This is a genomic window from Bifidobacterium aesculapii (genome assembly GCF_001417815.1).
Classification (GTDB): Bacteria; Actinomycetota; Actinomycetes; order Actinomycetales; family Bifidobacteriaceae; genus Bifidobacterium; species Bifidobacterium aesculapii.
On the sequence record NZ_BCFK01000031.1, the window covers coordinates 15465 to 28060 of the forward strand.

Annotated in this window: 12 protein-coding genes and 1 tRNA gene; 12 read left to right on the top strand and 1 reads right to left on the bottom strand. The window is 66.9% G+C overall.

Going from position 1 to position 12596, the window contains the following annotated elements; all coding sequences use genetic code 11:
• The first annotated feature begins 25 nt into the window (after window positions 1-25).
• The 5 genes from BFAL_RS04490 to BFAL_RS04510 all read left to right on the top strand — a co-directional run bounded on the left by BFAL_RS04490 (window position 26) and on the right by BFAL_RS04510 (window position 6240).
• Window positions 26-730 carry a L,D-transpeptidase gene (locus BFAL_RS04490; RefSeq protein WP_055427234.1) on the top strand — a complete coding sequence of 235 codons (705 nt, stop codon included), beginning with the start codon at window positions 26-28 and terminating at the stop codon, window positions 728-730.
• A 135-nt stretch (window positions 731-865) separates the two neighbouring features.
• Window positions 866-1696, top strand: a complete 831-nt coding sequence (locus BFAL_RS04495) for a histidine phosphatase family protein (protein WP_055427235.1) — start codon at window positions 866-868, stop codon at window positions 1694-1696.
• A gap of 170 nt (window positions 1697-1866) precedes the next feature.
• A complete protein-coding gene (locus BFAL_RS04500; protein WP_055427236.1) occupies window positions 1867-3174 on the top strand; it encodes a uracil-xanthine permease family protein in 1308 nt (435 codons plus the stop codon).
• A 219-nt stretch (window positions 3175-3393) separates the two neighbouring features.
• Window positions 3394-4107 carry an SDR family oxidoreductase gene (locus BFAL_RS04505; protein WP_055427237.1) on the top strand — a complete coding sequence of 238 codons (714 nt, stop codon included), beginning with the start codon at window positions 3394-3396 and terminating at the stop codon, window positions 4105-4107.
• A gap of 198 nt (window positions 4108-4305) precedes the next feature.
• Complete coding sequence (locus tag BFAL_RS04510; protein WP_055427238.1) at window positions 4306-6240, top strand: DEAD/DEAH box helicase; 1935 nt, start codon at window positions 4306-4308, stop codon at window positions 6238-6240.
• 70 nt (window positions 6241-6310) lie between these two features.
• On the opposite strand, the gene BFAL_RS04515 is transcribed toward BFAL_RS04510, so the two are convergent.
• A complete protein-coding gene (locus BFAL_RS04515; protein WP_055427239.1) occupies window positions 6311-7600 on the bottom strand; it encodes an alpha-amylase family protein in 1290 nt (429 codons plus the stop codon).
• 192 nt (window positions 7601-7792) lie between these two features.
• On the opposite strand from BFAL_RS04515, the gene holA reads away from it, so the two are divergent.
• From holA to BFAL_RS11225, 7 genes are all read left to right on the top strand, one after another.
• Entirely contained in the window at window positions 7793-8761 is a 969-nt protein-coding gene (holA, locus tag BFAL_RS04520) for a DNA polymerase III subunit delta (RefSeq protein WP_055427240.1), read from the top strand.
• Between the two features lie 2 nt (window positions 8762-8763).
• Window positions 8764-9342 (top strand): tRNA (adenosine(37)-N6)-threonylcarbamoyltransferase complex ATPase subunit type 1 TsaE, encoded by a 579-nt coding sequence (tsaE, locus tag BFAL_RS04525; RefSeq protein ID WP_152973542.1) that lies wholly within the window; start codon window positions 8764-8766, stop codon window positions 9340-9342.
• A 70-nt stretch (window positions 9343-9412) separates the two neighbouring features.
• Entirely contained in the window at window positions 9413-10219 is an 807-nt protein-coding gene (gene tsaB, locus BFAL_RS04530; RefSeq protein ID WP_055427242.1) for a tRNA (adenosine(37)-N6)-threonylcarbamoyltransferase complex dimerization subunit type 1 TsaB, read from the top strand.
• On the top strand, window positions 10219-10821 hold the full coding sequence (locus BFAL_RS04535; RefSeq protein WP_055427243.1) for a GNAT family N-acetyltransferase: 603 nt from the start codon (window positions 10219-10221) through the stop codon (window positions 10819-10821). The genes tsaB and BFAL_RS04535 overlap by 1 nt, the downstream gene beginning before the upstream one ends.
• Complete coding sequence (gene tsaD / locus BFAL_RS04540; protein ID WP_055427244.1) at window positions 10818-11861, top strand: tRNA (adenosine(37)-N6)-threonylcarbamoyltransferase complex transferase subunit TsaD; 1044 nt, start codon at window positions 10818-10820, stop codon at window positions 11859-11861. The genes BFAL_RS04535 and tsaD overlap by 4 nt, the downstream gene beginning before the upstream one ends.
• 154 nt (window positions 11862-12015) lie before the next feature.
• Window positions 12016-12088, top strand: a tRNA-Asn gene (locus BFAL_RS04545).
• A 186-nt stretch (window positions 12089-12274) separates the two neighbouring features.
• Window positions 12275-12448 (top strand): hypothetical protein, encoded by a 174-nt coding sequence (locus BFAL_RS11225; RefSeq protein WP_160319031.1) that lies wholly within the window; start codon window positions 12275-12277, stop codon window positions 12446-12448.
• Window positions 12449-12596: the final 148 nt, after the last annotated feature.

Sequence of the window (12596 nt, forward strand, 5' to 3'; positions counted from 1 at the left end):
GCATGGTCGCATGGGGGGAGAGAGCATGGCTGGACGTCGATCGGCGTACGTCGGATTGCATCGCAGGCGCACCGACTGGCTGCTGACGGTGGAGGCGGCGTTGTGTGTGCTGCTCGCCGTCATATTGTGCGGCACCGTCGCGTTGTGGCAGGCGCGCGCGGCTTCGCGTGACGCGGCGATATCCGCCGCGCGCGAAGCTGACACGATGTCCCGCGTGGAGACGGCCGCCGCGAAATCACTCGACCGCAGGGCCGTGCCGGCAGTGAACGAGACGCTCGCCAGACAGCGCGAAGCGGAGGAGCAGCGCGCACGCTGGACGAACCCGACCGGAGGCGCTCAGCCCGATCTCGCGCAATACCCGGCCATCAGCGTGGACGTGAGCATCGCCGAACAGAAAGTGTACGTGAAGTCGAACGGGCAGAGCATCTACACGATGACCGCCAGCACCGGCATGGACGACGCCACCCCGCGCGGCACCTACACGGTCGACGCGCGCGGCACCCACTTCTACAACGCCTCGGAAGGCATGGGCGCCGACTACTGGGTGCGCTTCTACGGGCCGTACCTGTTCCACTCCGTGCCGACCGGGCAGAATTTCGGCGAATACCTGGAGGACGAGGGCGCCAAGCTCGGGCGACCCGCCTCGCACGGATGCGTGCGTCTGAGCGTGGCGGACGCGAAGTGGCTGTACGACCAGCTTCCCGACGGCACTCCGGTCACCATCGCCTGAATTCCCTGAATTCTCGGTGAACTTTACGCCGGCCGGCACATGAATCGTAGGTGCGGGCCGGCGTTTTCGGTTAATCTGATACACCGTTACCCATTCGGATGCATGATCCGATCGACGACGAAAGAGGGGAAATCCATGAGCATGCCGCTCGACCTCTACGTGATCCGCCACGGCGAATCCGAGGCGAACATCATCGTCCAGGCGGGAGACCGCGGCGACAATTCGCTCTACACGCAGGACAACGTCACCGTCCCCGACCGGTCCTGGCGCCTCACCGCCACCGGACGCAAGCAGGCCGACTGCATCGGCCGGTGGCTCGTCGGCCAGCAGCAGCTGTTCGACCGCTACCTCGTCTCCCCGTACGTGCGCACCCGCGAGACCGCGGCCACCATGGCCCTGCCGAAGGCGAAATGGGAGGAGAACCGCGTCATCCGCGAACGCTCCTGGGGAGAGATCAACACCATCACCAAGGACGAGTTCAAGACCAACTACGCGCGCAACTGGATGTTCAAGAACACGGACCCGCTGTACTGGCGGCCGCCGGCGGGCGAATCCATCGCCGACGTCGCCGAGGACCGCGTGCACAACGTGCTGAACTCGCTGTCGCGCAAATCCGACCTCGGCAGCGTGGTCATGGTCTCCCACGGCGATTTCATGCTCGCGCTGATGCTCACCCTCGAAGACCTTTCGGACGAGGAGTTCCTGCACCGCGCCGCATCCCCGGACTGGGCGATCACCAACTGCACCTGCCTGCACTACACGCGCCGTGATCCGGAGACCGGGCGCACCGCCAAGCGCATGCACTGGGAGCAGACCGCGCGCCCCGTCCTCAACGGGGAGACCGGCAAGTGGGAGATGAAGGTCGATCCGTGGCGCGAGTTCAAGCGCCCGTACCTGTCGAACGGCGATCTGGTCGACGTGGTGCATGCGGTCGACCCGCATCTGCTCGACTACTACGGCAAGTGACGGGCGGTTCTCCGGCATGCTGCGCGGTGCCGCGGCATGGGCTCGCGGCATGCCGAAGAACCCCGTGACACCGGTTCGGAACGTGCGGCGCATGCGAAGCGGCTACAATGGCTTCGACTCGCGGGGATGAGGTATGCCCCGCGGCGGAGAGAAGCTAAGGAGAGCCGCTTATGAGCGAACCCAAAGCCAAAGGCAACATCTTCACATGGCAGCTGCACGGTGACGGCAAGACGCTTGCCCCGGGAGAGGTCGTCGAACCGGACGAGCGCCTGACATGGGCGCGTACGGCCGGCATCGGCGCGCAGCACGTCATCGCCATGTTCGGCGCGACGTTCCTCGTGCCGATCCTGACCGGATTCGACCCGTCGACCACGTTGTTCTTCACCGCCATGTCGACGGCGCTGTTCCTGCTCATCAACAGGAACGTGCTGCCCAGCTATCTCGGTTCGTCGTTCGGCTTCATCGCGCCGATCACGGCCGTCACCAGCGCGCATAAGGGCATCGCGGTCGCCAGCTTCGGCATCATGGTCACCGGCCTGCTGCTGGCCCTGATCGGCGTGCTCGTGCATTATGCGGGCGCCAAGTGGATCGACATCATCATGCCGCCCGTCGTCAACGGCGCCATCGTCGCGATCATCGGCTTCAACCTGGCGCCGAGCGTGTGGAACAACTTCCAGGCGGCTCCCGACACCGCCATCGTGACGCTGCTGGCCGTGCTGCTCATCGCGGTGCTGTTCAAGGGCCTGCTCGGCCGACTCAACATCCTGCTCGGCGTGATCGTCGGCTACGCGTACGCGTGCTTCCGCGGCCAGGTGGACTTCTCCGCCATCGGCGAGGCCGCCTGGGTCGGTCTGCCGCACTTCCACACCCCGCAGGTCGATTTCACCATCCTGCCGATGTTCCTGCCCGTCGTGCTCGTGCTCGTCGCCGAGAACGTCGGCCATGTGAAGTCCGTCGCGCAGATGACCGGCCGCGACTACGACGACCAGATGGGCACCGCCCTGCTCGCCGACGGCCTCGGCACGACGCTCGCCGGTTTCGGCGGCGGTTCCGGCACCACCACGTACGGCGAGAACATCGGCGTGATGGCCGCCACCAAGGTGTATTCGACCGCCGCCTACTGGTGCGCGGCCGGATTCGCGCTGATCCTGTCGCTGTGCCCGAAGTTCGGCGCCATCATCAACACGATCCCCGCCGGCGTGCTCGGCGGCGTCACCACGCTGCTCTACGGCATGATCGGCATGATCGGCATCCGCATCTGGGTGGAGAACAAGGTCAACTTCGACAAGCCGCTCAACATCATGGTCGCCGCCATCACGATGATCATCGCGATCGGACAGTTCGCGTTCACCGTCAACGGCATCTCGTTCAACGGCATCGCCATCGGCACGATCGTCATCCTCGTCGCCTACCACGGCCTCAAGGCCATCGGCAAGGCCACCGGCACCATCGAGAAAAACGATCCGGACATCCTATAACCCATAACCCGACCATACCCGGTCATACCCGGTCATACCCGGCGCCATCCATTCCCATGGTGCGGTGAAATCCCCATGGTGCGGTAGGCCCAAACGGCGGAATTCCGCCGAAATGGAGAAACGCCCTTACCGCACCATGGGGATTGCGCGTATTGCGGGGCGCGTCTGGCCGATCCGATAGCCTGATGCCGCACGGACACGCCACATAAGGAGGTCATCATGGCGGATGCAACGAACGGCAAGCGGATCGCGATCGTCACCGGAAGCGCCCTCGGACTCGGCTTCGAGCTGACCCGTCGCCTTATCGACGCGGGCTGGTTTGTGGCCGGCGTCGACTTCAACGCCGAACGCCAGGCGGAACTCGCCGAGACTTTCGGCGCCGACTCGTATCAGGCGTTCGTCGGCGACGTGTCCGACGAGGCGTTCGTGAACGACGCCATCGCACGGATCGCGGACCTCGGCCACATCGACCTGCTCATCAACAACGCCGGCCAGCCGTCCTTCAAGACGCCCACCGCATACGAGGCCGCCGACGTGGACAAGTGTCTCAAGGGACTCAAGGGCATGATCCTGTGGTCCGTCGCCACGCTCAAGGCGGACGGCGAGCAGGACCTCAAGATCGCCAACGTGATGAGCACCGCGGCCACGCGCGGCAACGCGAACGAATCCGTGTACTGCGCCACCAAGTGGGGGGAGAAGGGCTACACGCAAAGTCTGAAGGCCGCGTACAAGGGTACGAGCGTGAAGGTCGTCGGCGTGTACCCCGGCGGCATCGACACCGCCTTCTACCGCGACAGCCACGACTACGTGTCCGAGGAGAAGCAGCACACGTTCATGGATCCCGGCCAGCTCGCCGACGTGATCCTGTTCAACCTCGTCAACGCGGCGAACCTCACCGTCTCCGACATCCTCATCGAACGCAACTACGTGTGACGTCGCGCCGCGCACGGCGGAACCGTGGGGCGTGGAGGCCGTACCGGGCCGCCGCGCCCCACGCGTGTCCGATATGCGCCGGACCGGCCAGGACAAGGCGGCGTCGAGGGCGCGAAAGGACGCAAAGTATCGGCCTTACGCTAATGTTGCATGGTTTGCGCAAACCGCGCATCATTCCTTATGACATGAAAGGCCGCTGTGCCAGATACCACTTTTTCCGCGCCCGTCGTCGAGACGCGCGCGCCATCCTTCTACGAGCTCGGCGTTCCCGAGCCGTTGTGCCGCGTGCTTGACGCCGACGGCAAGACCGAGGCGTTCCCCATCCAGGCCGACACGCTTCCCGACTCGCTGGCCGGACGCGACATCCTCGGCCGCGGGCGCACCGGCTCCGGCAAGACCCTCGCATTCTGCATCCCGCTCGCCGCGCGCCTGTGCGAGGCGGCCTGGGATCCCGGCATGTCCATGGCCGAGTTCCGCCGCAACGTCAAGCATGTGCGCCGCCTGCGCCTCGCCGAACGTGAGGAGCACGGCTTCCTGCCGCATCCGCGCGGGCTCATCCTCGCGCCGACGCGCGAGCTCGCCAACCAGATCAACGACGTGCTCGTGCCGCTCGCCCAGATGGCCGGCATGACCACCACCACCGTGTACGGCGGCGTGAAGCAGAACCGTCAGGTACGCGACCTCCAGTCGGGCGCCGATGTCGTCGTCGCATGCCCCGGCCGGTTGGAGGACCTGCTTCGTCAGAAGCGTCTGACGCTTTCCGACGTGAAGGTCGTCGTGATGGACGAGGCGGACGAGATGGCGGACATGGGCTTCCTGCCGCCGGTGCGCCGCATCCTCGCCCAGATCCCCAGGGAATCGCAGCACATGCTGTTCTCCGCGACGTTGGACCACGGCGTCGACGCGCTGGTGCGCGAGTTCCTCCACGAGCCGAAGACGCACAGCGTGGACGCTCCCGAAGCCGTGGTCGACACGATGACGCAGCACGTGTTCGAGGTCCCCAAGGACGACAAGTTCGAGGTGGTGCGCCAGCTGGCCTCCGGCAAGAGCCGGCGCATCCTGTTCACACGCACCAAATACCAGGCGAAGAAGCTCGCGAAGAGCCTGACCAACAGCGGCGTGCCCGCGGCGCAGCTGCACGGCAACCTCAACCAGAACCAGCGCGACCGCAACCTCGCCGCGTTCGAGAACGGCGACGTGAACGTGATGGTGGCCACCGACGTGGCGGCGCGCGGCATCGACGTGAGCGACGTCGAGCTGGTCGTGCAGGTCGATCCGCCGGACGATCCGAAATCGTTCGTGCACCGTTCCGGCCGTACGGCGCGCGCCGGCCATTCCGGCGATGTGGTCACGCTGGTGCTGCCCGCCCAGCGCCGTGAGGCCAGGCGCATGTTCAAGGCCGCGGGCATCGACGCGAAACCCGTCCAGGTGCGCCACGATTCCCCCGAAGTGCAGGCGCTGGTGGGGGAGCGCGCCGCCATCGTCAAGGACTGGAGCCTCGAAGATTCCCAGCCCGCAGGCAATCCGCGCCGGCGGAAGGCCGCGAACGGCGAGGGCCGTTCCGGCGTGGGCCGCCGTACGGGCGGCGGCGTGGTCGTCGCCACGGCAGAGAGCCACGACGACGTGCAGGAGTCGGACGTGCGATCCGCCGCCCGCGCGCGGCGGCAGGATTCCCGTCGTGCCGACTCTGCGGCGCGTGGAACCGGTTCGTCCCGTGACTCCGAGCCGCGTCGCGAGCGCCGCAGGCCGAACCGCATGGAACGTCGCGCCGGCATGCGCGACGTGGAGGCGGAACGCCGGGAACGCAGGTTCGAGACGGATGGCGCGCGGCAGGCGCGTCGCGCGGAACGCCGAAGCGCCGAGGACGCGAACCACGGCGGAACCCGCGACGACGACCGCAATGGAAACCGCAACGGCAACCGCACGCGACGGGGCTCCGACCGCAACCGCGGGCCCGTGGAAGGCAACGGCGGCAAGCGAATCCACCGCAGGAACGAGAACCGTATCGTGCAGGACGAACGTTCGGAGGCCGCCAAGCGGCATGACCGCCGCATGATCGCGAAATACGGTTCCGCGCAGGGGCCTGCCCGCCGTCGCGCGAATCGCGGCAACACCCCCTTCCGCCACCGCTGACCGTCATCTTCCGCGGCCCGTGCCCGGTACCGGCATTGACCGACACCGGGCACGGGCCAGCGGGCCGCGGTCAGTATCGGTAGAGCACGGTGCCGCCGGCGTCGCTGATGCTGAACGCAGGCTCCCGCTCCACGCTCAGCTCCACGCGCAGATGAGTGTGCCCGTCCGCGGCGACCGAACGGTAGACGAACCGCCTGTTCTCCAGCACGTCCTTCTCGACGCGCGCATCCAACAGCCACGGGTTGCGCCGTCTCAATGCGATCAGCGCCTGATGCAGCCGGTACATCGGCTCGCCGAGACGAGACAGCTGCTCCGGCGTGTCGGGGAACTTCGGGCGGATGTCGTCATCGCCGCCGAGACGATCCTCCTTGACGCCGACGTACCCCTGCTCGTCGCCGTAGTAGATGCTGGGGACGCCTCCGACCGTCATGAGCACGGCCAGCGCGAGGGCGGCCCTGCCCGCCCCTATCTCCGAGACGATGCGGGTCACGTCGTGGTTGCCGATGAACGTCTGGGGGATGAACGTGTCGAGGAACGCGTTGTGGCGGGTGAGGTTCCAGTCGAGTTCGAAGAAGTTGTCGGACTGCAGCGCGTGACGTATGGACTTCCACAGTTCGTACTGCGTCACCGAATCCATCGTGGAATCGGCGACGATGCGCGGGTAGTCGCCGTGGATGACCTCGCCGAACACCCAGGAATACGGGTGCGCGGACATGACCTGCGGCAACGTCCGCGCCCAGAACGGCGCGGGCACCGCATAGGCGGCGTCGAGTCTCCATCCGGAGGCGCCGCGGTCGAGCCAATGGTTCATCACGTTCGCCACATAGGCCACGGTCGCGTCCGAGGTGTGGTCGAGGTCGACGAGATCGCCGTGGCCTTCGAACACGTCAAGCGTCGGAGCGCCTTCCCCGTCCGTTCCGGCCTTGACGAGACCATGCCACGGATTCTCCTGCGGCGCGAGTGTTCCGGACGCTTCGTCAAGGGCCGCCTGGACCGCGGGATGACGGCGGGAGACGTGGTTGAACACGCCGTCGAGCACCACCGAAAAGCCCATGTCGCGGCAGGCTGCGATGAGACGGTCGAACGCCGCGTCGCCGCCGAGACGCACGTCGACGTGCATGTGGTCCAACGTATCGTACCCGTGCGAGGCGGATTCGAAGATCGGGCCGAGCAGTAGCCCGGACGCGCCGAGGTCGCGCATGTACGGCAGCCATTCGATGATCGAGTCGAGACCGCGCCCGTGGAATTCGCGGCGGCCCTGGGGGCGGATGTCCGCTCCGCAGAATCCCAGCGGGTACACGTGCCAGAACACGCCGTACCGTACCCAATCGGGGAGCGTCTTCGCGTTTCGCGTGGTCATCGGGAACCTCCTGTCCTGTTCGCTTCGACCGACGCGCGCCGCCCGAAGCATGTCGACGACGTGTCTATTTTCGCATGCTCCGCCCGGAGCGATGGCCGGGACGCGCCGGGCCGTCACGCAGCGCCGCCCCGGCCGCGTCCCCGTCTATGGACTTGGCCGGCGTTGTCCAGCGGATGTGGGGTGATGGGGGTCATGGCAAGACAGTCTGGGAATGCGCCGGTGATCGTCGTATGCGGGGGAGACCCGTATCTGAACGGCGAGATGGCGCGCGAACAATGCGACGAGGCGCTTGCGCGCAGGCCGGACGCGGAATTCGTCGAACTGGATGCGGCGGCGACGGGCCGCTACGCGTTCGACGAGGCGGTGAGCCCGTCGCTGCTCGCCGACGTGTCCGTCGTGCGCGTCGACAACCTCCAATCGGCCGATGACGGGCTCGCCGACGCCATCGCCGACTACTGCCGTCAATCCGCCGACGATCCGACGGGATCCAGCGTCGTCATCTGCCGTCATGAGGGAGGGCAGAAAGGCAAGCGCGCGCTCGACGGCATCCTGCGTGCGGGGGCGTGCAAGGTTGAGGTCCCCGATCTGAAGAAGCCCGAAGCGAAACTCAACTACGTGGTGCAGCGTTTCGAACGGCAGGGCCGCCGCGTCGACCCCATCGCCGCCCAACGGCTCGTCGACGTGCTCGGCGGCGACGTCGGCGAACTCACCGCCATGTGCGGCCAATTGTGCTTCGACTTCGACGACGATCCCATCGGGCTCGACCGGGTCGACCAGTACCTCACCGCCAACGCCCAGGTCACCGGATTCAACGTCGCGGACGCGGCCATGGCCGGCGACGCGGCTGACGCCATCGTCAAGATGCGGGCCGCCGTCGAGCAGGGCGTCGAGCCGGTCGCGCTCATCGGCGCGTTGGCGTCGAAACTGCGCGACGTGGCGAAGGTCGCCGCGTTCAACGCGGGGACGATCGGCGCCTCGGAACTCGGCATGCCGCCTTGGAGACGCAGATACGTGCGCCTCGGCGGATGGACCACTCCCGGCATGGCCGCATGCATACGCATGCTCGCATGGGCGGACGAGGAGTGCAAGACGAACGGCGGCGACCCGATGTACGCCCTGGAACGCTGCATCGGTTCAATCGCGACGAAAGGAAGATCATGAGCATGGGCACCACACGCGACGCGAATGCGATCACCATCGAGGTGCCGACCGGAGACGCCATGCGCGCGCTCGGGCGGCGCATTGCCGGACAGGTGCACGGCGGCGACGTGCTGTTGCTGTCCGGCCCGCTCGGCGCGGGCAAGACCACGCTGGCGCAGGGGTTCGGCGAAGGATTGGGCATCGCGGAGCCCATCGTCTCGCCAACGTTCACCATCGCCCGCGAACTCGATGGACGATTCGCGGACGGCGGCCCCGCGCATCTGGTGCATGTGGACGCATACCGTCTCGGCGGATCCGACTATGCGCCGGGGCAGGCCGCGGTCAACCGTCTGCTCGACGAACTCGAATCCCTGGGACTCGACGAGGAGCTCGAGGACACCGGCGACGACACCGTCATCCTCATGGAGTGGGGCGAACAGATGGTTGCGGCACTCGCCCCGGAACGGCTTGAGATCCACATCGAACGCCCGACCGAAGCCGCCGGCGCGCAGGCGGGCCCCGACGACGAGCTCACCAGCGACGGCATGCGCGTCGTCACGCTGGTGCCGGTCGGGCCGCGATGGGAGGGATTCACGCTCTGAACGCCGCGCGCGGCTCGGTGTACACTCTTACAGGTCCGAAGACCACGAGGATTCCAACGGGGAGGGATGCATGGGCTGCACATTGGTGATCGACACGTCGTACGGGTCGACCGTGGGCGTCGTCGGGAGGGAGCCGATCGTCGAGACCGACTCGCGCACCCACGTCGAACGGCTCCAGCCGAACATCGCGAAGGCGGTGACGGAGGCGGGGTTCACGCCACGCGACATCGACACGGTGATCGTCGGCACCGGTCCGGCGCCCTTCACCGGCCTGCGCGCAGGTATCGTCACCGCCAAGGCGCTGGCGTTCGCCACCGGGGCGACGCTCATCGGCCATGACATCCTGCAGCCGCAGGCGCAGTGGAATCTCATCCGCCGTTCGGGCGCCGAAACATTGGGAGATCCGGGAACACGCCATGTGCTCACGCTCGCCGTGAACGACGCCAGGCGCCGGCAACTGTACTTCGCGCTGTACGACAGTCCTCTCGGCCGCGACGCCGATGGCGCGGCCGAGGCGCGACCGCTCATCGCCATGGACATCGACTACCCGTCGTCGATCGTGGAACGCGTGAACGAGGCCGTACGCGACTACGCGTCCGGCACGGATCGCGACATCGTCGTCGACGTGATCGGCCATGGCACGGCGAAATACGCCGATGCCCTGCGCGGCATCGAACGCCTCGGCGACATGGACGACGCCTCCGTGCTCGACCAGGGCGCACAAGGGCTCTCCATCTTCGCGGCGGACGCCGTGACCGCGCACGGGAACAGCCCCCAGGCGCCCGTCGAACCGCTGTATCTGCGCCGCCCGGACGCACAGGTGCCCGCACCGCTCAAGCATGTGCTCGGCCACGAGGGCGCGGAAAGGAGGGACTGATGCTCGTCCCGCTCGAAGACCTCGACCGCGAGACCGCGGTCGCAGCCATCCGCTCGCTGGAGATCGAACTGTTCGGACGGCACGCATGGAGCGAGAACGCCATCCGGCAGGAACTCGCCGCGCCCGCCCGCACCTACGTGTTCGACTGCGAGCGCGAACAGGGAGACCCCGACGGCTACGGTTCCGACTCCCGCGTGCAGGGGCCCGACGGCTGCGTGCCGGGGGTCTTCCGCGGCTTCGCCGGATATTGGTATGACGGCGACGATGCGGAGATCATGGACATCGGCGTCGCCACGAAATACCAGCGCCGGGGGCTCGCCGGAGGCATGATGACCTGGCTGATCGGCAGGGCGCGCGAGCAGGGCGCGCGGCGCATGCTGCTCGAGGTCGCGGTGAACAACGAGGCGGCCCTTGCGCTGTACCGGCGGTTCGGATTCGAGCGCATCGGCCTGCGCAAACGGTACTACCAGCCGGAAGGCATCGACGCATATGTGATGGCGTTGGACCTCGAACCTCGCGTCGTCGGCTTCACGGCCTCGGCAGACGGCGAGGACGGAGCGGACGCGCGGCACACGAACGAGAAAGACGAGGGGACGAAATGAGCGAACCGATCGTACTGGGCATCGAATCCACCTGCGATGAGACGGCCGCCGCCGTCGTCCAAGGGCGCACGCTGCGGTCCAACGTGGTCGCATCCTCCATGGAGGAGCACGCGCGCTACGGCGGTGTCATCCCCGAAATAGCCTCGCGCGCCCACGCCGAGGCGTTCGTGCCGTGCGTGTCGGAGGCGTTGGCGCAGGCGGGCCTCGAACTGTCCGATGTGGACGCGATCGCCGTATCCGCCGGCCCGGGGCTCGCCGGGTGCCTTGCCGTGGGAGTCTCCGGCGCGAAGGCGCTCGCATGGGCGGGCGGCAAGCCGTTGTACGGCGTCAACCACGTGATCGGGCACATCGCCGTCACGCAGCTGCAGTTCGGGCCGTTCCCCAAGGACACGCTCGCGCTTATCGTCTCCGGCGGGCACACGTCGCTGCTGCACGTGGAGGATGTGGCGAGGCGTGTCGACGTGGTCGGCACCACGTTGGACGACGCGGCGGGCGAATGTTTCGACAAGGTGGCGCGTCTGCTTGGTTTCCCGTATCCGGGAGGCCCGCACATCGACCGTCACGCGCGTCTCGGCGATCCGCACGCCATCCGCGTGCCGCAGGGGCTCACGCAGGGCAAGGCCGGGGCGAAACACCCCTACGATTTCAGCTTCTCCGGCGTGAAGACCGCGGTCGCCCGCTGGGTAGAAGGCGAGCAGGCCGCCGGACGGGGCATCCCCGTCGACGACGTATGCGCGTCGCTCGCCGATTCGGTGGCGACGGTCCTCGCCAAGAAGGCGATGCATGGATGCCGCCAGTACGATTCCGGCACGCTCATCGTGGGCGGCGGGTTCTCCGCGAATTCGCAGCTGCGCGCGAAACTGCTTGAATACGGGCGCTCGAACGGCGTCGAGGTGCGCATCCCCGAATTGAAGCTGTGCACCGACAACGGCGCCATGGTCGCCATGCTCGGCGTGAACCTCGTCGAGGCTGGCGTCGCGCCCAGCGATCCCGGGTTCGCGATCGATTCGGCCATGCCGCTGACCAAGGTGGTGATGTGACGGCGAAAGAGCCGGGGCGCGGTGCCGCCATCGCGATGTCGATATGACGGAAAACCGTTGCGGCGCAACGAGACACGCCGGATTTACGTTTCCGGCGATGATGCTGTAAAGTACACGTCTTGTGCGCACGGGAGAGATCCTGTGCGGAGAGCATTCCTGCGTAGCTCAGTTGGCAGAGCATCCGACTGTTAATCGGACGGTCACTGGTTCAAGCCCAGTCGCAGGAGCTTGATGGAAGAGCCTTGGATTTCGTCCAGGGCTCTTCGCATGTCGAAGTGGATGCGCGACGTTGCCGCTACCTCGTGAATCCCTCCGGCGCGTCGCCGATGACCAGCCGGCCGCCGACGGTACCATCAAGACAACGACGAAAACGATTCACGGCAGGGAGGCCGTCGATCATGGACGTGAGGATAATGAGAATCGAGCGTGGCGTGTTCGCCGTGCTGCACAACGGCGTGGGGGCCGGAACCGTACGCAAGCAAAGCTTCGGCGTCAGACACATGTGGCTCGCCGACGGCGCGAACGGCGCGCAAGGCGTGTTCCCTTCGAAGAAGGTCGCCGCCCAATGGCTCGTGCAGCGTGCCTGACGGGTGCGCCGCGCCGTGGACGTGCCATGGGCGCGCTCCGACGTCGTCGGCGTTCATCCTGATGTTCGCCTGACGAACCGGGTTTGCGCATGTCGCCGTTCGGTCCTACAGTGTGCAACTGTTGATCAGACAGTCCAGGCCTGCACAT